Raw genomic sequence first — 24204 nt, 5'->3', positions numbered from 1 at the left:
GAGAGTGAGACGAATTGTGATCACCGGGATCGGCGTCCTGTCCGCCATCGGCAACGGCAAGGAAGAGTTCCTCGACGGCCTCCTGACCGGCCGTTGCGGTACCGCGCCGCTCAAGTCCCTCGTGGAGATCGAGCGTTATCCGTTCCAATCGGGGGCTGAAATCAAAGGCTTCTCACCGGAGAAGTTTGACGTGACGGAGTGGAGTTCGTACGACGAAACCACCCAAACGGCAGTCGCCGCTGCGAAAATGGCGGTGGAAGATGCAGGCTTGTCGTCTGCGCAACTGAACCGTTTCCGCACGGGCGTCTCCATCGCGACGTCGCTTGGCGGCGTCAACGCCCGCGAGCGTTTTTATCGGGAGAAAAAAGCGACCGGCGTCGCTCGTCACGAATACATCCTCAACGTCCCGACGTCGGCGATCGCCGGCAACGTGGCGAAGGAATTCGATGTGCGCGGTCCGCTGTCCACAGTCGTAACGGCGTGTGCAGCAGGCGGGAACGCCATCGGTTGCGCGACCGACTATATCCGTGACGGCAAAGCGGACGTGATGATCGCAGGCGGCGTCGACCCGTACTCGGCGATTTCGTTCAGCGGTTTCACCGTTCTGAAATCTCTGTCCAAATCGACCTGCCGTCCGTTCAACGAAGACCGCGACGGTCTGACGCTGGGCGAAGCATCGGCGATCGTCATCGTCGAAGAACTGGAACACGCGCTGGCTCGCGGCGCTCGCATCTACGCTGAAGTGCTCGGCTACGGCATCTCCAACGATGCGTACCATGCCACTTCGCCGGACCCGAAGGGCGGCGGCGCGATTCGTTCGATGCTGGCAGCTCTGCGCGATGCAGGGTTGAGCCCGGAAGACATCGACTACATCAACGCACACGGCACCGGTACGCCGTACAACGATTCGATGGAGTTGCATGCGATCCAAGAAGTGTTCGGGGAGCGCGCGAAGCAAGTGCCGATCTCTTCGTCCAAATCCCAGCTCGGCCACACGCTTGGCACGGCGGGTGCGGTTGAATTCGTGACCTCGGTTCTCGCGCTGTACCACCACTTCCTCCCGGCGACGATCAACTCGTCGAAACCGCTCGAGGAAGGCTTTGACTTCGTCCCGAACGAAGTCCGTCACCAAGCGGTCAAGACGATTCTCTCCAACTCGTTCGCATTCGGCGGCAACACGGCGTCCGTCGTGGTCGGAGCGTACGAAGCCTAATGAGTCAAAAGCCCGTTGAGAGCGGGTTCCATCATCCCTTGGTCGTTCGCTTTCATGAAGTGGATTCGATGCAAGTCGTCCACCACAGCATGTACCTGCAATGGCTGGAGGCGTGCCGCTGGGCGTTTGCCCGCGATGTGCTCGACCTCACGCCGACAGGGTTCAACGAACTGGGTTTCGCGCTCCCCGTCGTGCGGGCGCAACTGGATTATGTGGAACCTGCAACGCTTGAGTCGGACATTTTGATCGTCATGCATTACATCTTGCAAGAAAAAGTGATGGTCTCGTTCAAGTACCGCGTGTACGACCGGACCACGGGCAAACTGATCATGCGCGCCCGCACCGACCATGCGGTGATGTCTGTCGAGACCCGACGGTTGCAGATCCAATGGCCGGACGCCTGGCTTGCCAAAACGGGCCGCGCCGTCGAGCAGTATCCGCACTACTTTGCGCCGGATGAGAAAAAACCGTCACGCCGATAGCGGGACGGTCCTCTTTCAAAAAAAAACACCCTGTTCTCCGTAGAGAGCAGGGTGTTTTTTTGTTAGTCCAATTTCTTGCGCCCGATGAAGCCTTCGTAGATGCCGTGCCAATGTGTGATCTCAGGTTCGCCCTGCCGCCAGCAGAGGTAGATCTCCTGACCGCCTTGGTACGAGTAGAAATCACAGAGCCCGGTGTCGATGTCCTTGACTTCCACGCCGGTGTCCAAAATTTGTTGAAGCATCGAATTGGCGCTCCACATGAGGAATTCCAACTCGGCTTCTTCTTGGAAAAAGTAGTCGGCTGCAAGAGCGGTGGCATTGGTGAGGGCGTTTTTGGTCTCTTGCAGTTTTTGGTATTTGATTTGCAGGTCACGTTTTTGCGTTTGCAGTTGGTTGAGCATATGTTCCAAACGCGGCACGAGGGCATTGGCCTCGGCCAAGGTGAAGTATTTCTTCCCCAAGGTTCTCGCCTCCCGTCAGATGGTACGTTTTCGGACATACCCGCCGAGCGTGTCGATGATGATGACCAGCAACATGATGACGAGCACTTCCACCGCGACGGCTTGGTAGTCGAACACTTTAAAATCGAGAAACAGCATGTTCCCAAGACCGCCCGCGCCGATGAACCCGAGCACCAGCGACGTGCGGATTGCGACTTCCAATCGATAAAAATACTGCGAGTAGATGTTCGGCAAGATATCGGGCAACACTGCGAACCGCAACACATGAAGTCGGTTGCCGCCCGTCGCGATGATCGCTTCTTGCGGACCTTTGTCCGACGCTTCGATCAGCTCGGCGATCAACTTCCCGAGCACGCCGATATTGTGCAACCATATCGCGGCGACCCCCGCAAACGGCCCGAGCCCGAATGTCGGGACGAACAGCAAGCCCCAGACGATCTCCGGCACCGATCGGATGAAGCTGAGAAGCGTCCGCAACCCGGTGTGGACGAAGCGTGGTACCGGCGTCGTGCGTGCGGCGATGAAACTGAGCAGCAGCCCGATCAACAAGCCGAACGTGGTGCCGACGAACGCAATCTGAAGCGTAAGCCAAGAATTGGACAGTGCTTTGCCCAATACCGACCAGTTCGGAGGCAACCAGTTCTCGCGGATGAAGGAAAACGTGCTCCCGAGGTTCAGCAACTGGGAGAGGTCGGTTCCCGTCGCGATCATGCTCCAGATCAGCAACGCGAGCAGGGCGGGCCAGAGCAACCAGCGCCAACCTCGCGAGGAGGGTTTAGAAGACATGCGGAGTCACCTTACTTCAAACGACCGTCTGCTTCCGCAACGGAGCGAATGGCAGCGTAGTCCTTGTCTTCTGCTTTGACGAAACCGTCGGCTGCGAACGCGTCGAGAATTTCCTTGTCCTTCATGTTGACGAGCGCGTCTTGGAGCTTTTGCGCAGTCGCGTCGTTGACCGATTTGGAGACGGCAAACGGGTATTGGAACAGCTTGTCCGATTGCCAGATCTTCTTGAATTGCGTTTCGTCGACTTTTTTCTGCTCGACCAGTTTGTCGTAGTACGCAGAGTCGATGGCACCGGCGGTGACTTTTTTGTTCTGGATCGAGAGGGCGGTGACGTCGTGGGCGCCGGTGTAGACGACGCTCTTGAAGTCGGAGTCGTCCTTGGAGCGGAAGACGCCGCGTTTTTTCAATTCGACGCCCGGCACCAAGGAACCGGAGGTGGAGTTGATGTCGCCGAATGCGAAATCGACGCTTTTCGGGTCTTTCAAGAGATCGTCGAGCGTGTTGTACGGAGCATCCTTGTGAACGAGGATGTAGGAGTAGTAGTACGGAACTCCCTTGGCGGTTTTGGCCGCGATGGCGCGTGCGCCGCCTTTGTGGTTGGCGATGACGTAGGTCAGCGGACCGAGGAACGCCATGTCCAATTTGCCGGCGTTCATCGCTTCCACGACGCCGTTGTAGTCCGGGTAGGTGCCCATCTTGATCGTGGACCCGGTTTGTTGCGCGAGGTATGTACGGAACTTCTCCATCGCTTGGTCTGAGACCTTCGCTTCAGCCGGAATGAGCCCGACGGAAATTTCCTTGGCGACACCCTCAGAAGTAGATGGTGCGGGTGTGGGAGCGTTGGATTGGCCGCAACCTGCCGTGATGAGTGACAGGGTGAGTGTGAGCAAGAGAGCGAGCATCCCGCGTTTTTTGAGTTTCATGTTGTCGTTGTGCCTCCTCTATGTATACCTAAACCAGATTATACCGAATAACTAATTGGTGGAGCAAATAGAATAGCTAGTACTACCAAAGGAGGAATTCCCATGGAGAACTACACACGCCGCGACGACCCGAATTTCATCGGTGACGATGAAGCCGTACCGTACGACATGACGACAGCGGGCGACGAAGACACCACGTTGTGGGACAATATGGTACAAGCTTTCAAACCTGACCTGCTTCGTCCGAAGAAGCACCATAACATCAAGACCAAAGGCAACGAATAGCGTTGAGAGAAGCCGACCCCCGCGAGGAGGGTCGGCTTTTTTTTGCCCGCCTGTCACGCATATAGGGTATGCCAAGCCCCATAGTATTATAGCGGACAGGAGGTGCAACGCATGGCGACCACTCTCTATGCGATCATTCTCTTCAAGATTATCTTGATCAACTTGGTGCTCTCCGGAGACAACGCGGTGGTTATTGCGTTGGCTTGCCGCAACTTGCCGGACAAACAGCGTCGCACGGCGTTTCTGTGGGGAAGTCTCGGGGCTGTGGTTTGTATGATCTTGCTGACGTTCGTGGCGATTCGGTTGTTGGAAGTGCCGCTGCTGCAGGCGGTCGGCGGTTTTCTGTTGATCTGGATTGCGCTGAAACTTCTCCAAGGGGAGGACGAGGGCGGCGGAATTCGTCAGCACGACAACCTCTGGCGGGCGGTGTGGACGATCATCGTGGCGGACGTGGTGATGAGTTTGGACAACACGGTCGCCGTAGCTGCGACGGCGCAGGGAAATTTGCCGCTGATCGGGATCGGGCTTGCCATTTCGATTCCGCTGATCATCTGGGGGGCGAATGTGCTCGCGAAGCTGATGCACAAGTTCCCGCTGATCGTATGGGCCGGCGCGATGTTGCTCGGGTACACGGCAGGGGAGATGATTCTGCAAGATCGGGTGCTGGGGGACTTTTTCAAGGTGTTTTTCCCCGGCACGAGTTGGCTGTTCCCGTGGTTGGTTTCGGGGTTTGTGTTGTTGGTTGGACGGATTCGGGCAAGTCGGGAGATCAAGGTCATCCGCAAATTGGGGCGGGTGTAGGGAAAAGAGCCACTTGCCCGGAGGGGGCAGTGGCTTTTTTTCGTTGGGATGCTCGGGGTTATGGAATGTGATGCGGGATGCTTTAGTGGATGATCGCGTCTGTGACGGAATTGGGTTGGGTTTGCTGTTGTTGCTTCCAAGCGGCGTCGGCGACGGTGTCTCCGAGACCGTCGTTTGGCATGGGAAGGTGCTCGGGTTGGTGGTTGGAATTTTGGTTGTGTTGGTGGTGAGATGTTGTGACCGATTTACTGCGGCTGGTTGTGGAATGCGATTTCGTCATACCGGCGCTGAGCAGAGATGCCGTGCCCTTGAACATCAGTCGGCGAGCGGCTTGGCGCGTTGCAGGAGAGAGTGCCAACATGACCCCTGCGACCGCCAACGCGAGGCCGACGGGGGAGTTGAGACGAGATTTGCGTTTCATGAGCCCGACCTCCTTTTTGATTGAGTTTGCTTTCGGGTAGTATGCCACTTGGGTTTTTCTGTACACGTCGGGGCGATTTGTTGGTATTTCCAGAGGCGAAAGGTTTGCAGTGAGGAGGAACTTGGGTATAATGAGGGTACTGAATTTTTTCTCCTACATGGGGGTGGATGGGGTACTGGTGTCCTTCCCGGTCTTCAAAACCGAGTGCGGGCTATGGTGTAGCCTGGGTGGGTTCGATTCCCACGCACTCCCGCCAAATAGCAAGGGCTCGCGAGGTTTCGCGGGCTCTTTTTTGTTGCATTGTGGGTTCAGCAAACTGGTTTTACGCAAAAAAGAGACCACTTCGAGTGGTCTCTTCTCGTACCGCATCCAAATTATTCGCAACCGTGATACTGATTGTTATAAGGACATTCCTCCGACTTGGACGTGATCGTTGCAGAGGCTACACCAACAATCAAAACGGAAAGAATCGTGACAAGACCCATCAAAACGAGAGCTTTTTTCATACGACAACCTCCTTTGAACTTGGGTGTGAAGTGATTATATAATAATTATTGTATTTGTAAATTATAAAAATGCTTATGAAAACGAACGTATGTAACAAATTGTGGTTTTGAATCAAGGTAAATTCTACGGTGAACAAAAGCATCTTCTTCGCTTCCCGGTCTTCAAAACCGAGTGCGGGCTATGGTGTAGTCTGGGTGGGTTCGATTCCCACGCACTCCCGCCAAAGTGAAATGCAGCAAGGGCTCACGAACATTTCGTGGGCTCTTTTTTTATGGGTCAAGCCAAAGAATACCAATAACGAACACTGTACTTTACGAACGGTGTTCGTTATGATATCCTTCAATCAAGCAAGATCAAAAATCCCCTACCGAGGTGATGATCCTATGTCAACTTCATTTGATAAAAACCAACCGCGCATCGCCATCGTCGGAGCAGGTCCCGGCGGGCTCACGTTGGCCCTGATCCTCCAACGCCACGGCGTTAAACCGGTCGTCTACGAAAGCGAACCCTCCCGTACCAGCCGCGATCAGGGCGGTTCCCTAGACCTCCATCCCGAATCTGGACAGAAAGCCTTGCAAGCGGCCGGTTTGTACGACCAATTCCAAGCCATCGCTCGTTACGAGGGAGAGGACTTCCGTCTCTTCGATAAAAACGGCTGCCTTTACATGGACGAAAAAGCAGAAGACGAGCAGGGCGGTCGTCCCGAGATCGACCGCGGAACTTTGCGCGACCTGCTGTTAAACGCCCTTGACCCCGCGTGCATCCGTTGGGGGCACAAGTTGCACCAAGCGATCCCCCGAGAAGACGGTCGGCATGAACTTCATTTTGAAAACGGGCACACAGACACCGTCGATCTGGTCGTCGGCGCCGACGGGGCTTTCTCCCGGATCCGTCCGTTGCTCACAGATGCTGTGCCTGCGTATACTGGACTTAGCATGGTGGAACTCAACGTCCGGGACGCCGCCGTCTCGCATCCTGATCTCGCCGCTTTCAACGGTCGTGGCAAATTGTTCGCACTTGGTGACCACAAAGGGATCCTCGCGCAGTTGAATGGAGACGGCGGCATTCGGGTGTATGCGAGTTTTGAAGCAGAGCGGGACTGGTTGGATACATGCGGCATTCCGTTCGATCAACCGGAAGAGGCGCAACGGCAACTGCTCATGATGTTCAGCGATTGGGACGAGTCGTTGCGAGAATACATCCGCCAAGCGGACGGGGCGATCTTGCCGAGACGCATCTACATGTTGCCCGTCGGTCTTACGTGGGAGCACAAACCGGGTGTCACGCTGATCGGCGATGCCGCGCATCTAATGTCTCCCTTTGCGGGAGAAGGCGCAAACTTGGCGATGTTGGATGCTGCGGAGCTGGCGTTGTCCATTGTGGGGCATGCCGATCTCAACAAAGCGGTCCAGGCCTACGAAGAGAAGATGTACTCTTATTCCAAGCCATCCGCCGAAGACTCGTACGACAATCTCAAACTGTGCTTCTCCGACAACGCCGCATCCAACTTGAAAGAACTGATGCACCAATTGCATGAGCATCCTGAAATTGAAGGATAGAGGAAACGAATGAACAAACCAACCGATCCAACCCGAACCATCGTTAGCCGTCGTTCACGACCCGCCAAAGAACCTTTGAGCAGAGAACAGATCGTCAAAACTGCCTTGGACTTGCTCAAACAGGAAGGAACGCCCGGGATGAGCATGCGCAAAATCGCCAAAGCTCTGGACACCGGCCCCTCTTCCCTCTATGTCTACGTCGCCAACTTGCAAGAGCTAAGCGCCGCTGTGCTGGACGAGGGGCTTTGCGAAGTTGTCTTGCCGGAAGCGCAAAAAGATTCTTGGAAAAAACCGCTGATCGACGCACTGCTCTCGTATGCAAAGGTACTCTATGAATCTCCCGGTCTAGCGGAGCTCTCTCTTTCGACGATTCCGATCGGACCGAATTCTCTTGCGCTCTCGGAGTATCTCCTGCAACGGTTGCATGAAGGGGGAATCACTTCCACGCAAGCGGCGTGGGGAGTCGATCTGCTGCTTTTTTACGGTGCGTCCGTGGCATTCGAACAGGCTTCTCGCAACCAACAGGGGACCACGCTTCAAGCGGCCCAGACTTTCTACCAATCATTGGATGCCAAGCGTTATCCGATGCTTGTCGGGGTACAAGCAGAGATGTTCTCCGGCGGTCCGGAACGGTTTCGTTGGGGGCTGGAAGTGATTTTGCAAGGCATGTTGCAGACCGACACGCGATCTTAACGGCCAATCATGGCGAATAAGAAACCCCTGACTCTGCAAGGAAGAATCAGGGGAGATGGGGTTCTGATGTGTTCGTAACTCTCTATGACAATCATAGGGGGTTATTTTCATATATGGAGCCAAAACGAGGCGTAAGGCAGCAAGAACGACGACAAACCACAACATCCGTTCACTGATCGAAAGTCCCTATTTTTTAGACTGACAAGTACGAAAATAACTTGACGCAGAGTTATTTTATTAGTTATATTATTATCGATATTTGATTTTATTTAAAAGGAGCGAGTCCCTGCATGAACCACCCTCTAACTCCCTTCGAGACGACCCTACCCCGCGATGACTACTACAAAGACCGAATCATCGCCGCCTTGCAAAAGAAAATGAAAAAAGACTATGCATCCGGCTCTGTCAAACGCGACGCTCATCCTAAAAACCTCGGCCTGCTCCAAGCAGAATTCACCGTGGAAAACAACCTCCCCGATCACCTGCGCGTCGGGATCTTCAAGGAAGTCCGCACTTACCAAGCCTGGATTCGGTTCTCCAATTCCAACGGCAACGTGCAGAGCGATGTCAAAAAGGACATTCGTGGAATCGCGATCAAAGTCTTGGGCGTTGAAGGCGAGAAGTTTTTGCCACAGGGGGAGATGCAGACACAGGACTTTTTGATGGTCAGTTGCCCGACGATGCCGTTGGGGACGGTCAAGATGTTTCATGAGGCGATCTACTACAGCATCGAGTGGTCTCCGCTCGTGTTTCTCTTCCGCATGTTGGTCTCCGGCAACCTGAGTGTTCTAAAAGTCGCAAGCCAGGCAAAACTCAACCACACCTCGCCGTTGGACATTCGCTACTGGAGCACCACGCCGTATCTGTTTGGCGATGACGCCGCAGTCAAGTATTCGCTTGTTCCCACATCGCAGTACCAAAGTGAACTGCCTGCGGTATTATCCGACTCCTATCTGACTGAACAGATGGAAGCGCACTTGTCGAAGCAAGAGGCGAGTTTTGATCTCCTTGTGCAGAAATTCAAGGACCAGCACAGCACCCCGATTGAAGATGCATCCGTGGAATGGAAGGAAGCCGATGCTCCGTTCGTCAAAGTGGCAACGTTGCGCATCCCCATGCAAGTATTCCGCACAGCCGAACGCGAAGCTCTGTCCGAGGATTTCTCGTTCTCACCCGGTCATTGCTTAACCGAGCACAGACCGATCGGGGGCATCAATCGAGCGCGGATGGAAATTTACAACCGCTTGTCGCAATTCCGTCACCAAGAGAACCACCGACCGCTCGTCGAACCAGCCGAGTAAAAAACGAGCACGATTCAAAAGTGGGACTGTCGAATCTGCTGTCGATCGTCGCATTCGAAACTGTATAAAAAAAAGGCTCCCTTTTCTCATGAAAAGGGGGCCTTTGTGGAACCGTACTTACTTCAAGTTAAAAATACCCTTCCCAGTCTCCATACTGATCGGCAGGGAAGAATGTTGGTGTACAATGCTCCAAGATTCCGCATCTTTTCGCAGACCGAACGTGAATCGATTCGTCATGTGACGAAGTTTCTCGTCGGATTCGTTATACGCAGCAAACGTCACATTGCAATGAACGAAAGCGAGATTTGAGTTCTCCTGCACGACCACATCATCAAACTCCGTTTTGAGGGTAACGCCCTCCTCTTGCAAACCACCAAACCAGTCCTTTACAATTTCCTCCCACTGAGAAAGGCCGACGCACTCCCAATCTCCCCAACAATCAAACATATGGATGTCGCCAGCGTAGATCGAGAGATACCGCGCAACATCTTTCTCATAAACGGCAGACTTGAAGGTTTCCAAAACGTCCTGAACGGTACTATATCTCATGAATGCATCTCCTTTATTTTATGAATCTATAATTTTTACAAATTACTATACTCCATGTAACGATATCCTACTGTGTGAAAATTTGGTTGTCAATAGCACTACTACTGTAGTAGCCCCGATGAGCACGATTCCACCGCACACCCGTCAATTGGACTTCTATCACGCAAGAGGGCCCCAACCGAAACCGGCTGGGGTCCTTTTTTTACTCACCGCTTATGCTATATTTATCAAAAGAAATCCTACTCGTCAGGAGTTGAGTATCATGACCAAGAGTTCAACTACCCGCTCTCCACATACATCAACTTCCAAACCCAACCGGCCCACAACCTCCAAATCACCCGTCCCATCTCCGTCCAAGATCCTGCAATTGCAGAAGACCCTGGGGAACCAAGCCGTCATGCAAATGATGCGTGGCAAAGCCAATAAACCCCATCACGCCAAGACAAACATCTCCTCGCAAACCAAACCCATCCAACGAGACCTCGAAAACGAAACCTACAACAGCATGGATGGCGATCTCATCAAACAAGCGAAGCAATTTTTCGCCTCCTACAACAAAGCGGTCAAAGCCGCCTACGATTTCGTCGTTTCCGTCCCGAGTTTAGGCGCATACAAAGCCCTAGACGGTCACACCAAAAAATGGGCGGAGGATTGGCAGAAGGTTCTCGATGGCGAACCGGCCAGTCTCTTGAGCGCCTCCTTCGGGTACGTCATTGAATCCCTGGTCAGCCACGGCAGCTCCGACTTCCGCCCCTCAGACCCGTCGGGATGTACGGTTCTGACCCAGGTCGTCCACGGGGGCACGAGACCTGACTTGGTACTCTGGAATGACGATCTCGAAGATGAAATTGCATGGCTGGATGTCACCGCTTCCAACAGCGCGGACCACATCTTGAAAAAAGACAATTGGGAAGAGCGAATCGCGATCTTCGCAGAAGTGACGTATGACTCTCTGACAGAAGGAACCTTGGGCGTCATGAAGTCGAACAAAAACAACACCTCCGTACTCTCGGAAAAGGATCTCAAAGAACGGATCAAACAAGAGCAAGAGATCTACGACCACAAAAAACACATCTGGACCTTGATCGGCAAAGAATTCACCGTAAAATCGCTCAGCAAAGAGATCGGGAGGTCCAAGGACGAACAAAATTTGGACCCGTCCATTCGACAAGATTTTATCCACAGTGAATTGGAAAGCTTCTTTGGAACGACAATCAACATGAAGTTAGTGCCGAGCATTCTCGTCGCAATGGGGGTGAATGCGACCAGTTGGTTTTTCTACTCCGGCTTCTCTGTGAATGAACGCACGGGGGATACGTGGCTCAATAAGCATGTCCCGAGCTTCTACTACGATTGATTGTCAAAAAAAAACGGCCCGGAGGAGGCACTCACCCCCATGCGCAAACTCATACTTCTCATCCGCCTCACACTCATCCTCCTGCTCGCCACCGAACTCATCGCCTCCAAGCCGCTGCACCATACCGAACTACCGACCCTACTACAAGTTCACCCCCCAGAATCCCAATCCGTCCTCAACAACCCTTACATGGGACTAGCCCCCTCTGCCGACCACGGCCCTTACGAGCAGCCCATCCGTCTCGTCTACGGCGTCGTCACCTGGGCAGAACTTGAACCATCCAAAAACCACTACAACTTCGAAGCCATGGAAAAACGCTTGCACTTCGACGAGTGGCAATCCCGCGGAGTCCAAGTCATCCTCCGCCTCGTTCTCGACTACAGCTCGTCCGACCAACACAAGGACATCCCCGACTGGCTCTACAACGAAATCCAAGGCGACGGCATCTGGTATGACGAAGACATCGGCAAGGGCTTCTCCCCAAACTACAGCAACCCGACCCTGATCGAAAACCACCGCCTCCTCCTGAAAAAACTCGGAGAGCGCTACGACCACGACCCGCGCATCGCGTTTCTCGCGTTGGGGAGCATCGGGCATTGGGGAGAATGGCACACCTTCCAAGACGACCACCTCGTCATCCCGTTTCCCAAACTCGCCGTCTCCGATCTCTACGTCCACCACTACCTAGACGCGTTTCCCGATAAAAAACTCCTCATGCGCCGCCCGCACCCTGTCGTCAGCCAGTATGGAATGGGTCTCTACAACGACATGTTCGGAGTCGCCCGCTCCACCTACGACTTCAAAGACTGGTACGAAAAAGGCTACACCTCCTCCCTCGCCGGCACCGACATCCCGCCCATGCCCGACTTCTGGAAATACGGCCCCAGCGGCGGCGAATTTGGCAATGCAGACACGGTGCTCGAGCAATTGAAATCCGATCACATGGAGGCTGTGCTTCAACAGACCCGAGACACGCACGTCTCCTGGATGGGCGCGACGACGATCGCCGAGCAGAAGTTCCCCGCCGAGGAACAGGCCAATCTCGATGAATTTCTCAAAACGATGGGCTACCGCTTCACAATCCCCGACGCCACCTACCCCGAGAAGATTCGCCAAGGCGGGCTGCTTTCGCTCCACATGACCATCGCCAACCACGGAGTCGCGCCTTTTTACGATCCGTGGCCGTTTGAGCTCTCCTTGGTCGACGCTTCAGGACGAGTCGCCACCCAACTGAACACGCAGCAGGACATCCGCAGTTGGCTCCCCGGCGAACATTCCCTACAGGAATTCTTGCCCGTTCCACAAAACCTCCCGGCGGGAACCTATTCGCTGTGCGTTGCGTTGCTCGACCCGGAAACGAAGCAACCGGGCATCGACTTTGCCATGGAGGGGAGACGTACGGACGGTCGCTATGAACTTGGCAAGCTAGAGATTTTGCAGTAAAAAAAGAGAAAAAAAAGCACGAGGACCGCATGGGCTCCTCGTGCTTTCCTCATTCCATCCGTACTCTCCATCGATGATGATAATAAAAAATCAAATACAACCCCACATCCGACACATACGAAAACCCTAAATTCCACCACAGTCTATGTTTCAAATTTCCGGTCTTCAAAGCCAAAAACTCCAACCCAAATGCAAGAACCGACCAATAAAAAATGTGCAACACCATGTTCCAAAAGTTCGGCTGCTTCGGCAGCGTCTGCAAAAACAAATACGTCACGACAAAGTAAATCCCGAAATCATCTAGGATATGCCGCCAAAAAGATTGCAGACCGGTAGTAGCCGGATATTCCCACAGACCATACGCATCGATCATCACATCGGTGGACAGCCCCAAAATCATTGCAACATAGCAGGTAGGAGAGAGCACGTAGAACTTTTTTTTCTTACCCAAGAACAAAAAGAAAAGCCAGGAACCAACAAACAAAACGATGGAAAACACCATACACGTCCATATCCTTTCGCCAAAAAAAAGTGGGGACCGAACTACCGAATAGTTTACCCCGATACCATTTCTTTCTTGCATTGAGAATACAGGGGAGACGCGAAGGGAAAGTAAAGGAAGGAAGCATCCACCGTTCGAGAGAGGAGGAGTGGTACTCTGTGATCTTGTCATGCATCTTGGTCTTCAACTTGCTCGTCCTCTACAGCTTCCTCGTCTCCAAAAAACATCTTCATCTCTTTGAAATTCTCGTCTATTTTTTCACCTTCTCCTTTCTGCTACAGGACTTCGTGGCGATCATCTGGGTCAATCTCGGATTGGTGGAGGTCACAGAAAAAATAGACCTGTATTGGGGCGTCGTTTTTAATCGAATGATCCTGTTTCCGATCCTGCAAGTCTGGTTTTTGAACCTCTATGCGAACGCCGAGTCTTGGGTGCGCAAACTCTTTCTCTTTGTCATCTATGATGCGGTGCTCGTCGTGGTCATTGGCCTGACAGCACGACTCGGCCTGATCAAGCTCATCCACTGGAACTTAGGGGGAGCGGCCATCTACTGGACGGTGAGTTTGCTGCTCGGGATCTGGATGAGAAAAGGATTTCTCAAATTACTCTACGCCGAGGTAAAGTGCTGATGTTCCCACTGCCGCATACATTCGATTTGAACGAATGGTTCGTCCTCGCCTCAAGCGCGATCTTGCTTGCGTTGTTCTTCCTGTTGCCACGACGATTTCCACGTTATTTTACCGTCATGAATTTTCTGTTCTTGGTATTTCTCGTCATGAGTGTAGACGACGTGCTCGCTCTCAAGCCGTACGATTACTACGATTGGATGGATGATGAGAGATTTGAATTGTTTGATGCGCTGACGTACTTCCTCTTGTACCCGCAGATGGGCTACTTTTTTCTCTATTTTTACGACCGTTGGAACCTCCGGGGCCCTAAACTTGTGCTGTACATGTTGGGATGGACGTGCATTTCCATCGGGTATGAATGGTTGTCCGTGAAGGCGCACGTCCTGATCTACAAAGGCTGGTCGCTTTGGTACTCCATCCCGGTCTATCTCGTGGTCTTCGGACTTCAGCTCGGCTTTTTTCACATCTACAAAAAAGAGGCAGTCCACCTCCTGCGCCGAATACATAAAGATTGACACAAACGCAGGAGTGAACTCACATGAACATCGGTACCGTCTGCGCAGCCCTGTCCTATATCATCTGGGGCCTGCTGCCGATCTATTGGAAGACGTACACAGAAGTAGGAGCTTGGGAGATTTTATCACATCGCATCATCTGGTCGGTCGTGTTCGTCCTGTTGCTCGTCACCGTCACGAAAAAATGGAAGCTGCTACGAGAGTCGCTTCCCGACTGGAAAAGCAAACTGGCGATCACCTTCTCATCGTTGCTCATCAGTGCGAATTGGGTTTTGTACATCTGGGCGGTCAACAACAATCATATGGTCGAAGCAAGCCTCGGGTATTACATCAACCCGCTGGTCAACGTGTTTCTCGGGGTGTTCTTCCTCGGGGAGCGACTGACGAAACTGCAATGGGGCTCGATTTCGCTTGCGATCATCGGGGTGTTGATCATGACGATCTCCTACGGCCAGTTCCCGTGGGTGTCGATTTCGCTCGCGCTCTCGTTCGGACTGTACGGTCTGTCCAAGAAGAAGGTCAAAATCGACACCATCGCCGGACTTTCCTTGGAGACGTTGATCGTCTTGCCGTTTGCCCTGATCTATCTGCTTGGGTTTGAGCACGGCGGAACCGCGTTTGCGATCTTGCCGGGCTGGAAGATCGCCGTCCTGCTGCTCGCCGGTGTTGCCACGGCTCTGCCGCTTTTGTTGTTTGCAGAAGGGGCGAAACGCTTGCCGCTGTCGGTCATGGGGTTTTTCCAATACATCTCGCCGACCCTGACGCTGATCTTGGGTTTGGTGCTGTACCATGAATCGTTTACCACCATGGACCTGATTTCATTTGCCTTCATCTGGAGCGCCCTGCTCCTCTACACCGTTCAAATCCTGAAAAAGCAGAAGATCCAAAGCGTTACCTATAAAATGTAACCGTGACCGCTCTGTTGGCTGTTTCGTATAGCAGGAACAAACCAAAACGCAAGTCGTGATATGAAAAAACCCCCTCGTTGTGGAAGTGACGACGAGGGGGTTTTTTGCATGCTATAATTTAATCTGTGCAAGCATTTGGAAATGAGGGTGAACGGAGGTTACCGGACAAGCTCATGACTTTCACAGATTTAAATTGGTGTCGGCTCTCTTGGACAGATTGGGTCCCTTTTTCTGAGGGCAAGGACGGGAACGTCCCGCGAGCGCCTGGTTTGTACCGTATCAAACCCGTTGGGCATGACAAATTGTACTACATTGGGCAGACCGGACGGAATCTGAAAGAGCGGGTTGTCGGTGCTTTGGTAAAACACACGCAGAGTGAGGACATGCCTTTTAATGATCCGCACACCGCTGCGCCTTCGTTATGGGCTTGGCAAGATGCAGAGGGTCTCGCGTTCGAGTTTTCTGTGGCCCCTATGGATCTTTCCACTCCGACACGTAAGGGGCTTGAAAGTTACTTACTGTGGCGGTATCGAATTGAGTTCGGAGAATCGGCCATGTGCAATTTCGGTCGATTCCATCCTGAGTACGTAAAATCAAAGGAACGTAAAAAGCAAATTCGAGGTCACCGCCTCCCAACGGGTATATACAATCCGGCTGGGGGACGAAGCACAGAACCTTTGCATCGTCAGGGAAAAGCGACCGATCTGGATTGGATGGGTCTCGATTGGAGCCCGGTGGAGGAATTACGTTGTCCAGAGGCACTCAAAAGTTCGCCTCGTACAACCGGCTTGTACAAGCTGGTGGATCTCAATTCGAACGAAATCATATACCTTGGAGAATCATTTACAATACGTGATCGACTCAAATCCCATTCGAAAAAAGAATGGCAATCCTTGCAGATTGGCTTTTCCTATGTGGATTTGTCGGAGCAAGAGATACGTGAAGCCTACATGTTGAAAGAACTGGAGAACGACCTCATCGGCGCTTTCTGGGAGGAGAATCAGAGAAGTCCGCGTTTTCAATTTCGTAATGAGAAGTAGCAAAAAGGAGACTGCGCGTGAGCAGTCTCCTTTTTTCCTATGCACTGAGCGTGGGGTTGATCTTGCGGAATTTACGATACTTCCCAATCGCCCCCAACGTACTCACAATCACCACACCGTGAAGCACCCAGACCATTTTCGCAAGTCCCAATCCGTCCACGAGCAGAGGAGCGACCACGAACCCGATCCCGAATCCAAACTGCCCCAAGAACGTCGCAACACCGACGACCCGCCCACGTACGTGGTTCTCCACACTCTGCACGATCATCCCGTTTGCCGTCACCGATCCGGCGTCGAAGATGCCTGTGAGAAACGCGAACACCAACACCGGCACAAGCGAAGAGCTGCTTAACGTCAAAATAAACCCGGTCGACATCAACACCGTACACCCCAAGTAAAACGGAATCAACCGCTCCTGCAACCTTGGAATTTTCGGCATCAGCACCGTCATCAACACATTCCCGACACCCCAAATGCCCCAGATACAGCCGTACACAAACGCCTGGTTGCCCGCATCCAACAACTCCGCCAGCAGAGGGAACCCGAGATTGTGCGACGCAGAACCGAACGTATCGATCAAACCGACCACCAGCACGGTGAGCAACACAGAATTCCCGCGCAAATACTCCCACGCCCCGGCGAAACTCCGCCCCAAAGACTCCTTCTGCTTGCTCTGCCCTTGCCCGGCCTCTCGTTCCCACTTCATCGCAAGCAAAGCCGCCGCCGACAGCAGAAACGACAGCGTATCCAAGACCAACACCCAACGATACCCGAGCAAGACGGCAAACGTCCCGCCGCACAGGAACCCGAGCACCATCGAAACCGAGCGGTATCGGGCAATTCGCGAGTTCACAACGACCAGACGATCTTCACCGAACATGCGCGGAATCTCGCTTTGAAACCCGATTTGGAACAGTGAGCTCAAACACCCGTTCACGAACCGCACCGCCAAGATCACCACCGGCGTCGGCCATATCAAGAGCAGCAGCAGGCACAACCCCCGCAACACATCACTCCAGATCATCAGCGTTCGTCGGTTGTACCGATCGGCCAACACGCCGGACAGCAACGCCGACGCACTCCCGCCGGCGACACCCATCAGCAACAATCCCGACAGCCAATACGGGCTGTTCGTAAGCGTTAAAATCAATGAACTCAGCACGATCGTATCCATCATACTCCCAAAATCAGAGAACGCTTTCACATACAAATACAAAGCCCGCTTCATACGACATCCCCCTTTTTCTGGAACAAATCCCAAATACTTGTTCCCTCTACTATGCGTGAAAAGTGCGAAAACAGCAAGCAGATAAACGTTTATCAAAAAAACGAGGGAATCTACAAAAATATGTTCAAAAATAAAGAAATATCATATATAATAAACATGTACTCAAATTAGAAATAGAGGAGGCCAAAGCTTATGAAATCGTGGAAGAAACTGTTTCTCCCGATCCTCGTCGTTGCGACGGTGGTCATCGGCATGATTCCGATGGCAGCCAACGCGGCGCCGAACTTCCAGATGCCGTTCCCGTGTGGACAATCTTGGGAAGGCCAAACTCGCTCGGACCACAGCCCGGCAAATGCAGTTGACTTGAACCGCACCAATGACGTGGACGATCCGGTCGTCGCGGCAGCAGGCGGTACGGTTGTCACCGTTAGAAACTTGGGTGACACCTCCTACGGCAAGTACATCGTCATCGATCATGGTGGCGGTTGGACGACGCTCTACGCTCACTTGAACTCCCAACTCGTTTCCGTTGGTCAAACGGTCTCGATGGGCAAGAAGATCGGCACTGTCGGTTCCACCGGCGGCTCGACCGGCCCGCACTTGCACTTCGAAGAGCGCTACAACGGCACCGCTCAAAAAGTCGTTTGGAACGGCAACCAGATCCTCTACTGGGGCACGGGTACCTATACTTCGAAAAACTCTTGCGGCAGCCACCCGACCGGCACCGTCAACACCGCAGGTGCCAGCGTGAACGTTCGTTCCGGCCCGGGTACTTCTTACAGCATCGTAGGTTCGGTCAATGACGGCCAAACCGTCACCATTTACTGCCAAGAAAAAGGCACCAGCGTAACCGGCACGTACGGAACCTCCGTCTGGTGGGATAAAATTGCGACGACCAACGAGTACATCTCGGATGCGTACGTCTACACAGGATCAGACGGACAAGTCGCACCCACCTGTCCCTAGTTCTTGAAAAAAAGACCACATCTCCCCGCGGAGGTGTGGTCTTTTTTCGATCAGATCAGGTCGGCGTACTGCTTCAAGCGGATGGAGAGTTCGTGAATTTCGTCGACGAATTTGGAGATGTCTTTGGTGGAAGTGGCTTGTGCTTCGCCGTTGTCGACGACTTGTTGGATGGAGTTGTGAATGGACGACGTGGAGCTTTTGATCGTGGTGAGGATGTTTTGAATCGCTTCGACGGAGTTGCGCGTTTCATTGGAGAGCTTGCGAATCTCCTCGGCGACGACGCCGAATCCACGACCGAATTCGGCGGCACGAGCCGCTTCAATCGCGGCGTTGAGACCCAGCAAGTTGGTCTGGTTGGCGACTTTGTGGATCATCCGCAGGACGTCGGACGTTTTTCCAACTTCGGTGGCGGCGATTTCCGATTGGGTGGACATCAGTTTGGTCAGCGTTTCGAGCGCAGAGGCGCTTTTTTGAATGTTGGAGACGCTTTGGGAAACTTCCTCCAGCGACTGCACCATTTCATCTGCCATCTCGCGCAGACGGTCCTCGTTCTGACGGAGGATGCCCATCGACATGACGCCGACGACTTCGCCTCGATCACCCCGGATCGGGATCAGGGAAGCGGTGAATTCAATGCCGAACAGGGTCGCCGGCACTTGGGTCATGGTCGGTTGCTCCGATTGCAAAACTTCGTAAGCGGGAGTACCCGGTGTGAGCGGGGTGCCGATTTTGATCTTCAGGTCGATTTTGCGACCTTTGAAATACGCGAGAATCTCCTTGGTGTCGGCAATGGCGATGGAGAGGTCGGTGGGAAACGCCTGCTGAAACAGCGGGGCGACGTCGATGAGTCGTTGCACGTTCGGATGACGAAGGGTCATGGGGGTAAGAACCACCTTATCGATTGATAATTCCATTTTAGGTGGTAATTGAAATTCGTGCTAGACTTACTTTTATTTTTTCACAGCGTCCACAATCAGTGAAACGACGCGCAGGACACCGTCTTGGTTTCGGTGATCATACCGCCGCGAGCGATAGATGACTCCATCTGCCGGCTCCCAGTCGTTTTCGTGAAACACGCCCTGCTCATCGCAATACTCCAACAGGCGAACTTCAAACCCGGCCGCTTCAAACATTTGAGAGAGAGTCTCATAGGAGTAAAACATTTTATGCGACGCGGCCGGATGGTTGAGGTCGCCCGGTCCGCCTACTTGGCACATCTGGCGGTACTCTTCATTTGGGAAGTTGCAATCGGGCACCGCACATCGAATGTGCCCTCCATCCCGCAAGAACTCCCGACAGAGCACCGCCGCCTCCACCGCTTCTTCATACGTGAGGTGCTCCCACACATGTTCCGCCAGAATGGCATCCAGCGACCCGGCCTCAAATCGAGCGTCCCAATCTTCCCGGCGCAACAGGCTCAATTCCTCCTCCTGCGTATACTCCCAGCTAGGGTTGTTGCGGTACATGCCTGCTCCGACGACGACTTTGGTCATGGTAGCAAATCCTCCCGGTCAAAAGTTTGTCTCATCATACACCCGAATGTTCTGAAAAACAATTCCTTGACAACCACCTCGTCCCGGTGGCAAACTATTGCAAAACACACCATCCATCGCAATGACGGAGTGAGTACGTCTAGGAACCGTGCAGAGAGTGGGAGCCAGCGGCTGAGAGCTTCCACCGGACGAACAGACTGAACCCGCCTCCGGAGCGGCCTGTGAAAAGCAGGACGGGTGCCGACCGTTACATCGGCTTTTAAGCGGGGAGGTCTGCCGGTGCACAGGCAGTCATCCCAATGAAGGTGGTACCGCGAGAGAACATTCAAACCCTCTCGTCCTTCAAGTTCGACGGAACTTGAGGGACGGGAGGGTTTTTTTATTTGACTGGAGGAGTGGAGATCATGACAGAGAGACTCTTGAAAGACTGCAACATCCTCCTCATCGGAGCAGGCTCCATCGCCAAAGCGATGATCCGCGGCTTGGTCGCAGGTCACGCGGTGGAGCGGGAGAGAATTTTCGTCACCAATCGCAGCCGACGTGAGCAGTTGTTGGTTCTGCGTGAAATGTATGGCGTCCAGACGGTCGAGGACATCTGGTCCGAACCGCACGTGATCCAAGCGGCGCAGGTCGTCGTGTTGGCTGTGAAGCCGCACGATCTGCTGTCCGTTGCAGCAAAGCTGCGTCCGCACTTGCAGGAGGGAACGGTGTTGTTGTCGCTGGCGGCAGGCATTGGGACTCAATCGATGGAAGCTCAAGTCGGCCCGCACATCGCCGTCGTGCGAGCGATGCCGAACACCGCGTGTGCCGTGCTTGCATCTGCGACGGCGGTCTGTTACGGTCGCCATTGCACCGAGAGTTCGAAAGATTTGGCCTCTCAGGTCTTGTCGCAACTCGGCGAGGTCAGCGTGGTGGATGAACAGGAGATGGACGCCGTAACGGGCGTGTCGGGCAGTGGACCGGCGTACTTTTATTACATGGTGGAAGCGATGCAACTTGCGGCAGAAGGGCAAGGGTTGTCGTCGGAAGTGGCGCGGCGCTTGATTTTGCAGACGCTGTTCGGGGCGGGCAAGATGATGCAGGAAACCGGACTGGATGCCTGTGAACTGCGCCGCCAAGTCACATCGCCCAACGGCACGACGATGGCGGGACTGCAAGTTTTTGAAAAAGCGGGTTTTCAGAACGTCATGCACGATGTGGTCAACGCCGCCACCTGCCGCAGCCGCGAGATGGGGTTGGAGCTTTCTCGCACGGAATAAGTTGACAAGTTTGCCAACTCACTTTAACATCGAACTTGTAACAATGTTACATGAGAAAGTGAGTGGAGCAAGATGAGCGAGTCCAACATTTGGATTTCCAAGAAGGAACTGCTGACCCTCACCGGGATCTCATATGGGCAATTGTACAGATGGAAACGACAGAACTTAATCCCGGAGTCGTGGTTTCACAAGCAATCGGCGAGCACGGGTCAAGAGACTTTTTTTGACCGGGAGAAAATCCTGGAGCGTATTCGGCTGATCGTCGAGTTGAAGGATCAGTATTCGCTGGAGGAGTTGGCGGGCATTCTCTCCCCGGATGTGACAGCAAGGACGTTTCGATCCCGCCACGTCAAACACCTGTGGGAATCGGGTCGGCAGTTGGTACGCCGTTATCGGCGCATCGTGGAGAAGCGGGAGTTTTCCTTCTTCGAACTGTTGTTGCTCGACGCCGTTTCCCGCGTGAGCCCGATCGAGGAGGAGTTTCTCGATGACTTGTTGCACAGCATCGCCGCTTGGCGGGAACTGGGCAAGGGCACGAGTTACCACCTGATCGTCACACAGAAGGGTGGACAGATGTCCGCGTGGTTGGTGGAGTCGGGCACAGGATTCTGGGCCGACCGTGCCACCGAATTGCTTCACAAGTTCGATCTTGAGGAGCTCTCGCAAGACTTGAGCTTGCGTCTGAAAACCATCGAGGACTCGTGAAAAAGCTCTCGGCCACAGAGGTGGTCGAGAGCTTTTTTTATCAGAACACGAGGGCAATGAGGAGGACGAAGACCAAGACGACGCCGGCGATGAGGAGCCCGGAATAGATCGTGGTGGCCAATGCTTTCCCGGCCGAGAAGCGGTGGGCTTCCCCCAAACACTTTAGCCAGACCACGATCCCCCAGATGGCGACGACCAGTTGCACGATGGTGATGAGAATCGTGAGGATGAGCGTGAAGAGGTTGTCGTAGATGAGCTGCGGGTTTTTGGTGAACATCGAGTCGCCGTACAGGGCAATCTCCACGAACATCAAGGGAATCGTCCAGACGGCCGGAATCGTGGACCACGCCCACGCGCGTCGCACGTCTTCTTGCGTACCGTGACCGCCGTTCCAACGACCGACCATTGTCAGCAACCAACCTGCGAAGTAGAGCATGAAATAGCCGCCGATCGCACCGCCGATGAGGATCGGCAACCACGTCCAGCCGTTCAGGTTTTCTCCCATGTTGCGGGTACTGGCATTGTTGTAAGCATCGTGAATCCCGGCAAATATCGCAAGCAACGCGACCATGCCGGCTTGTCGCGGCCCGTCCAGCAGTTCCCGCATCGTCGCGCGCGGTTGAGTCCACATCGTAATCCAAGGAGACATGTTCATGAAAGCACCTGCCTGTCCAATAGCCTCATTTTGCTTACACGTGCAGGGCGGAGTCGAGCTGCGGACGGCGTTGTGTCTCGCCTTGGGCACGCTCGAATGCGCGGGCTGCACGGTAGATCGTTTGTTCACCGAGACGTCGTCCGATCAATTGCAGACCGATGGGGAGGCCTTCTTGGTCGAAGCCGACCGGGATGGAGGCTGCCGGGTGACCGGTTTGGTTGATCATCGGGGTCAGCGCCCAACCAAGGAACGGGTCGATTGCCTGACCGTCAATATCCGACGGGCCGCCTTGGGGGAGGTCGTACGGGAACGCGGTGACCGCCGTGGTCGGGGTCAGCAGGAGGTCATAGCGCTCGTGGATGGCGTTGAGGCGGTTGAAGATCATCTCACGCGCGTAGGAGGCGAGCGTCAGTTCAACACCGCCGAGGTTGTTGCCTAGCTCAATCATGTGAACCACGTTCGGGTCGAGGAGGTCGAGTGTTTCCTTGGGAGCACCGGCAAAGATCGTGGCGATCATCGAATACCAGAGTTTGGCCCACGCTTCGTCGATGTTTTTCAGAGGATCGACGAGGCCGAGATCGACTTCCTCCACTGTGGCGCCGAGGTCGCGGTAGACTTGCAGGGAGGCTTCGAAAGCAGCACGGACTTGCGGGTCGAGCGGTTTGTAACCGAGGTTTGCAGAATAGGCGATGCGCAGACCTTGGACGCCGTTCTCAAGGCCGTGGCGAACGTCTTCGTGCGGGTGGGTTTCAAACGAGATCGGGTCTTTCATGCTGTAGCCCACCATCGCTTGGTACATGAGAGCGGAGTCTTCCACCGAACGGGTCAACGTGCCAAAACGCAGGAACGGCGAAGTGCCTGCAAACGGGTTCAAGATGTCGGACGGGAGACGGCCGGAAGTCGGGATGAAGCCATAGAGACCGCAGAACGCGGCCGGGATTCGCACAGAACCGCCACCGTCGCCGCCTTCTGCGAGCGGGACAAGACCTGCCGCGACTGCAGAAGCCGACCCGCCGGAGGAGCCTCCCGATGTGCGGGCGAGGTTCCACGGGTTGCGAGTGGCGGGGAACAGCAAATTGTCGGTCGTGCCCTTGTGACCGAATTCCGGCGTGTTGGTTTTGCCGACGATGATCGTGCCCGCCGCTTTCAGACGCCGGACGATGATCGCGTCTTCGGTGGGGACGTTGTCTGCGAACAGCTTTGAGCCCATCGTCGTGCGAATGCCGGCGGTGGGGGTGAGGTCTTTGATCGCGATGGGGACGCCGTGCAGGTCGCCAAGCGGCAGACCGCGCATCACGGCGTCTTCGGCGGCGCGGGCGTTGGAGAGTGCTTGTTCCGGGACGAGGGTGACGAAAGCGTTGATTTGCGGGTTGATCTCTTCGATGCGCGCAAGAGTTGCTTGCATCACTTCCACAGGCGAAACGCGGCGTGTACGGATCAAATGAGCGAGTTCAGCGGCAGACATCCATGCAAATTCATGTTTAGACATCAAGATTCACACTCCTCAATCTAATTTTTATATT

At 54.1% G+C, this 24204-nt stretch carries 28 protein-coding genes and 1 tRNA gene; 17 read left to right on the top strand and 12 right to left on the bottom strand.

Features of this window, described 5'->3' with window-relative positions; all coding sequences use genetic code 11:
• The first annotated feature begins 4 nt into the window (after positions 1–4).
• Positions 5–1213 carry a beta-ketoacyl-ACP synthase II gene (locus JJB07_RS12435; protein ID WP_201635464.1) on the top strand — a complete coding sequence of 403 codons (1209 nt, stop codon included), beginning with the start codon at positions 5–7 and terminating at the stop codon, positions 1211–1213.
• Complete coding sequence (locus tag JJB07_RS12430) at positions 1213–1695, top strand: acyl-CoA thioesterase (RefSeq protein WP_201635462.1); 483 nt, start codon at positions 1213–1215, stop codon at positions 1693–1695. Before JJB07_RS12435 ends, JJB07_RS12430 begins: the two co-directional genes overlap by 1 nt.
• Before the next feature lie 62 nt (positions 1696–1757).
• Here JJB07_RS12430 and JJB07_RS12425 read toward each other — a convergent pair whose 3' ends face one another.
• The 3 genes from JJB07_RS12425 to phnD are packed head-to-tail and all read right to left on the bottom strand — an operon-like array spanning position 1758 to position 3865.
• Positions 1758–2156, bottom strand: coding sequence for a DUF2203 domain-containing protein (locus JJB07_RS12425; RefSeq protein ID WP_201635460.1), 399 nt, complete (start codon positions 2154–2156; stop codon positions 1758–1760).
• Between the two features lie 15 nt (positions 2157–2171).
• On the bottom strand, positions 2172–2942 hold the full coding sequence (gene phnE / locus JJB07_RS12420) for a phosphonate ABC transporter, permease protein PhnE (protein WP_201635458.1): 771 nt from the start codon (positions 2940–2942) through the stop codon (positions 2172–2174).
• A gap of 11 nt (positions 2943–2953) precedes the next feature.
• A complete protein-coding gene (gene phnD, locus JJB07_RS12415; protein ID WP_201635456.1) occupies positions 2954–3865 on the bottom strand; it encodes a phosphate/phosphite/phosphonate ABC transporter substrate-binding protein in 912 nt (303 codons plus the stop codon).
• Between the two features lie 102 nt (positions 3866–3967).
• Here phnD and JJB07_RS12410 point away from each other — a divergent pair, with 102 nt between their 5' ends.
• Together JJB07_RS12410 and JJB07_RS12405 are read left to right on the top strand one after the other, a co-directional pair.
• Positions 3968–4150, top strand: a complete 183-nt coding sequence (locus tag JJB07_RS12410) for a hypothetical protein (protein ID WP_201635454.1) — start codon at positions 3968–3970, stop codon at positions 4148–4150.
• Positions 4151–4261: 111 nt separating this feature from the next.
• Positions 4262–4951, top strand: coding sequence for a TerC family protein (locus tag JJB07_RS12405; protein ID WP_201635452.1), 690 nt, complete (start codon positions 4262–4264; stop codon positions 4949–4951).
• Positions 4952–5033: 82 nt separating this feature from the next.
• On the opposite strand, the gene JJB07_RS12400 is transcribed toward JJB07_RS12405, so the two are convergent.
• Positions 5034–5372, bottom strand: coding sequence for a hypothetical protein (locus JJB07_RS12400; protein WP_201635450.1), 339 nt, complete (start codon positions 5370–5372; stop codon positions 5034–5036).
• 159 nt (positions 5373–5531) lie between these two features.
• Here JJB07_RS12400 and JJB07_RS12395 point away from each other — a divergent pair.
• Positions 5532–5628, top strand: a tRNA-Sec gene (locus JJB07_RS12395).
• Positions 5629–5746: 118 nt separating this feature from the next.
• Here the strand turns inward: JJB07_RS12395 and JJB07_RS24235 are convergent.
• A complete protein-coding gene (locus tag JJB07_RS24235; protein WP_283809111.1) occupies positions 5747–5878 on the bottom strand; it encodes a hypothetical protein in 132 nt (43 codons plus the stop codon).
• A gap of 384 nt (positions 5879–6262) precedes the next feature.
• Between JJB07_RS24235 and JJB07_RS12390 the strand changes: the two genes are divergently transcribed.
• The 3 genes from JJB07_RS12390 to JJB07_RS12380 all read left to right on the top strand — a co-directional run bounded on the left by JJB07_RS12390 (position 6263) and on the right by JJB07_RS12380 (position 9432).
• Positions 6263–7438 carry an FAD-dependent oxidoreductase gene (locus JJB07_RS12390; RefSeq protein WP_201635448.1) on the top strand — a complete coding sequence of 392 codons (1176 nt, stop codon included), beginning with the start codon at positions 6263–6265 and terminating at the stop codon, positions 7436–7438.
• 9 nt (positions 7439–7447) lie between these two features.
• Entirely contained in the window at positions 7448–8131 is a 684-nt protein-coding gene (locus JJB07_RS12385; RefSeq protein ID WP_201635446.1) for a TetR/AcrR family transcriptional regulator, read from the top strand.
• Between the two features lie 290 nt (positions 8132–8421).
• On the top strand, positions 8422–9432 hold the full coding sequence (locus tag JJB07_RS12380; protein ID WP_201635444.1) for a catalase family protein: 1011 nt from the start codon (positions 8422–8424) through the stop codon (positions 9430–9432).
• 117 nt (positions 9433–9549) lie between these two features.
• Here JJB07_RS12380 and JJB07_RS12375 read toward each other — a convergent pair whose 3' ends face one another.
• The gene (locus JJB07_RS12375; protein ID WP_201635442.1) at positions 9550–9981 is read right to left on the bottom strand and encodes a YybH family protein; all 432 of its coding nucleotides are present in this window, start codon (positions 9979–9981) and stop codon (positions 9550–9552) included.
• A 262-nt stretch (positions 9982–10243) separates the two neighbouring features.
• On the opposite strand from JJB07_RS12375, the gene JJB07_RS12370 reads away from it, so the two are divergent.
• On the top strand, positions 10244–11338 hold the full coding sequence (locus JJB07_RS12370; RefSeq protein WP_201635440.1) for a hypothetical protein: 1095 nt from the start codon (positions 10244–10246) through the stop codon (positions 11336–11338).
• Positions 11339–11377: 39 nt separating this feature from the next.
• On the top strand, positions 11378–12781 hold the full coding sequence (locus JJB07_RS12365; RefSeq protein ID WP_201635438.1) for a DUF4832 domain-containing protein: 1404 nt from the start codon (positions 11378–11380) through the stop codon (positions 12779–12781).
• A 49-nt stretch (positions 12782–12830) separates the two neighbouring features.
• On the opposite strand, the gene JJB07_RS12360 is transcribed toward JJB07_RS12365, so the two are convergent.
• The gene (locus JJB07_RS12360; protein ID WP_201635436.1) at positions 12831–13283 is read right to left on the bottom strand and encodes a CBO0543 family protein; all 453 of its coding nucleotides are present in this window, start codon (positions 13281–13283) and stop codon (positions 12831–12833) included.
• Between the two features lie 158 nt (positions 13284–13441).
• Here JJB07_RS12360 and JJB07_RS12355 point away from each other — a divergent pair, with 158 nt between their 5' ends.
• From JJB07_RS12355 to JJB07_RS12340, 4 genes are all read left to right on the top strand, one after another.
• Positions 13442–13912 carry a hypothetical protein gene (locus JJB07_RS12355; RefSeq protein WP_201635434.1) on the top strand — a complete coding sequence of 157 codons (471 nt, stop codon included), beginning with the start codon at positions 13442–13444 and terminating at the stop codon, positions 13910–13912.
• A complete protein-coding gene (locus JJB07_RS12350) occupies positions 13912–14427 on the top strand; it encodes a hypothetical protein (RefSeq protein ID WP_201635432.1) in 516 nt (171 codons plus the stop codon). Before JJB07_RS12355 ends, JJB07_RS12350 begins: the two co-directional genes overlap by 1 nt.
• A 23-nt stretch (positions 14428–14450) precedes the next feature.
• Positions 14451–15335: an EamA family transporter RarD gene (rarD, locus tag JJB07_RS12345; RefSeq protein WP_201635430.1), complete on the top strand. Its 885-nt coding sequence runs from the start codon at positions 14451–14453 to the stop codon at positions 15333–15335.
• 269 nt (positions 15336–15604) lie between these two features.
• Positions 15605–16375, top strand: a complete 771-nt coding sequence (locus JJB07_RS12340; RefSeq protein WP_201635428.1) for a GIY-YIG nuclease family protein — start codon at positions 15605–15607, stop codon at positions 16373–16375.
• Positions 16376–16412: 37 nt separating this feature from the next.
• On the opposite strand, the gene JJB07_RS12335 is transcribed toward JJB07_RS12340, so the two are convergent.
• Complete coding sequence (locus tag JJB07_RS12335; protein WP_201635427.1) at positions 16413–17603, bottom strand: MFS transporter; 1191 nt, start codon at positions 17601–17603, stop codon at positions 16413–16415.
• Between the two features lie 192 nt (positions 17604–17795).
• Here JJB07_RS12335 and JJB07_RS12330 point away from each other — a divergent pair, with 192 nt between their 5' ends.
• Positions 17796–18569 (top strand): M23 family metallopeptidase, encoded by a 774-nt coding sequence (locus JJB07_RS12330; protein ID WP_236588023.1) that lies wholly within the window; start codon positions 17796–17798, stop codon positions 18567–18569.
• Between the two features lie 50 nt (positions 18570–18619).
• Here JJB07_RS12330 and JJB07_RS24230 read toward each other — a convergent pair whose 3' ends face one another.
• Positions 18620–19447 (bottom strand): methyl-accepting chemotaxis protein, encoded by an 828-nt coding sequence (locus tag JJB07_RS24230; RefSeq protein ID WP_283809110.1) that lies wholly within the window; start codon positions 19445–19447, stop codon positions 18620–18622.
• Between the two features lie 72 nt (positions 19448–19519).
• Positions 19520–20062 carry a class I SAM-dependent methyltransferase gene (locus JJB07_RS12320; RefSeq protein WP_201635423.1) on the bottom strand — a complete coding sequence of 181 codons (543 nt, stop codon included), beginning with the start codon at positions 20060–20062 and terminating at the stop codon, positions 19520–19522.
• A gap of 404 nt (positions 20063–20466) precedes the next feature.
• On the opposite strand from JJB07_RS12320, the gene proC reads away from it, so the two are divergent.
• Positions 20467–21321 (top strand): pyrroline-5-carboxylate reductase, encoded by an 855-nt coding sequence (gene proC, locus JJB07_RS12315; protein ID WP_201635422.1) that lies wholly within the window; start codon positions 20467–20469, stop codon positions 21319–21321.
• 72 nt (positions 21322–21393) lie between these two features.
• Positions 21394–22026: a DUF4004 family protein gene (locus tag JJB07_RS12310; RefSeq protein ID WP_201635420.1), complete on the top strand. Its 633-nt coding sequence runs from the start codon at positions 21394–21396 to the stop codon at positions 22024–22026.
• 40 nt (positions 22027–22066) lie between these two features.
• Here the strand turns inward: JJB07_RS12310 and JJB07_RS12305 are convergent, their stop codons facing one another.
• Positions 22067–22681 carry a Yip1 family protein gene (locus tag JJB07_RS12305; protein ID WP_201635418.1) on the bottom strand — a complete coding sequence of 205 codons (615 nt, stop codon included), beginning with the start codon at positions 22679–22681 and terminating at the stop codon, positions 22067–22069.
• 34 nt (positions 22682–22715) lie between these two features.
• Entirely contained in the window at positions 22716–24170 is a 1455-nt protein-coding gene (locus tag JJB07_RS12300; protein ID WP_201635416.1) for an amidase, read from the bottom strand.
• Positions 24171–24204 lie beyond the last annotated feature (34 nt).

Origin of the sequence: Tumebacillus amylolyticus (assembly GCF_016722965.1) — a bacterium.
In the GTDB taxonomy this organism is placed as follows: Bacteria; Bacillota; Bacilli; order Tumebacillales; family Tumebacillaceae; genus Tumebacillus; species Tumebacillus amylolyticus.
The sequence above is the reverse complement of the archived record's forward strand: the minus strand, read 5'-3'. Positions and strand labels throughout refer to the sequence as shown.

Bases quoted from the DNA above. Each gene is read 5' to 3' on its own strand.
- JJB07_RS12430 (WP_201635462.1), top strand. From the start codon at position 1,213: ATGAGTCAAAAGCCCGTTGAGAGCGGGTTCCATCATCCCTTGGTCGTT.
- phnE (WP_201635458.1), bottom strand. From the start codon at position 2,942: ATGTCTTCTAAACCCTCCTCGCGAGGTTGGCGCTGGTTGCTCTGGCCC.
- phnD (WP_201635456.1), bottom strand. From the start codon at position 3,865: ATGAAACTCAAAAAACGCGGGATGCTCGCTCTCTTGCTCACACTCACC.
- JJB07_RS12410 (WP_201635454.1), top strand. From the start codon at position 3,968: ATGGAGAACTACACACGCCGCGACGACCCGAATTTCATCGGTGACGAT.
- JJB07_RS12405 (WP_201635452.1), top strand. From the start codon at position 4,262: ATGGCGACCACTCTCTATGCGATCATTCTCTTCAAGATTATCTTGATC.
- JJB07_RS12400 (WP_201635450.1), bottom strand. From the start codon at position 5,372: ATGAAACGCAAATCTCGTCTCAACTCCCCCGTCGGCCTCGCGTTGGCG.
- JJB07_RS24235 (WP_283809111.1), bottom strand. From the start codon at position 5,878: ATGAAAAAAGCTCTCGTTTTGATGGGTCTTGTCACGATTCTTTCCGTT.
- JJB07_RS12390 (WP_201635448.1), top strand. From the start codon at position 6,263: ATGTCAACTTCATTTGATAAAAACCAACCGCGCATCGCCATCGTCGGA.
- JJB07_RS12385 (WP_201635446.1), top strand. From the start codon at position 7,448: ATGAACAAACCAACCGATCCAACCCGAACCATCGTTAGCCGTCGTTCA.
- JJB07_RS12380 (WP_201635444.1), top strand. From the start codon at position 8,422: ATGAACCACCCTCTAACTCCCTTCGAGACGACCCTACCCCGCGATGAC.
- JJB07_RS12375 (WP_201635442.1), bottom strand. From the start codon at position 9,981: ATGAGATATAGTACCGTTCAGGACGTTTTGGAAACCTTCAAGTCTGCC.
- JJB07_RS12370 (WP_201635440.1), top strand. From the start codon at position 10,244: ATGACCAAGAGTTCAACTACCCGCTCTCCACATACATCAACTTCCAAA.
- JJB07_RS12365 (WP_201635438.1), top strand. From the start codon at position 11,378: ATGCGCAAACTCATACTTCTCATCCGCCTCACACTCATCCTCCTGCTC.
- JJB07_RS12360 (WP_201635436.1), bottom strand. From the start codon at position 13,283: ATGGTGTTTTCCATCGTTTTGTTTGTTGGTTCCTGGCTTTTCTTTTTG.
- JJB07_RS12350 (WP_201635432.1), top strand. From the start codon at position 13,912: ATGTTCCCACTGCCGCATACATTCGATTTGAACGAATGGTTCGTCCTC.
- rarD (WP_201635430.1), top strand. From the start codon at position 14,451: ATGAACATCGGTACCGTCTGCGCAGCCCTGTCCTATATCATCTGGGGC.
- JJB07_RS12335 (WP_201635427.1), bottom strand. From the start codon at position 17,603: ATGAAGCGGGCTTTGTATTTGTATGTGAAAGCGTTCTCTGATTTTGGG.
- JJB07_RS12330 (WP_236588023.1), top strand. From the start codon at position 17,796: ATGAAATCGTGGAAGAAACTGTTTCTCCCGATCCTCGTCGTTGCGACG.
- JJB07_RS24230 (WP_283809110.1), bottom strand. From the start codon at position 19,447: ATGACCCTTCGTCATCCGAACGTGCAACGACTCATCGACGTCGCCCCG.
- JJB07_RS12320 (WP_201635423.1), bottom strand. From the start codon at position 20,062: ATGACCAAAGTCGTCGTCGGAGCAGGCATGTACCGCAACAACCCTAGC.
- proC (WP_201635422.1), top strand. From the start codon at position 20,467: ATGACAGAGAGACTCTTGAAAGACTGCAACATCCTCCTCATCGGAGCA.
- JJB07_RS12310 (WP_201635420.1), top strand. From the start codon at position 21,394: ATGAGCGAGTCCAACATTTGGATTTCCAAGAAGGAACTGCTGACCCTC.
- JJB07_RS12305 (WP_201635418.1), bottom strand. From the start codon at position 22,681: ATGAACATGTCTCCTTGGATTACGATGTGGACTCAACCGCGCGCGACG.
- JJB07_RS12300 (WP_201635416.1), bottom strand. From the start codon at position 24,170: ATGTCTAAACATGAATTTGCATGGATGTCTGCCGCTGAACTCGCTCAT.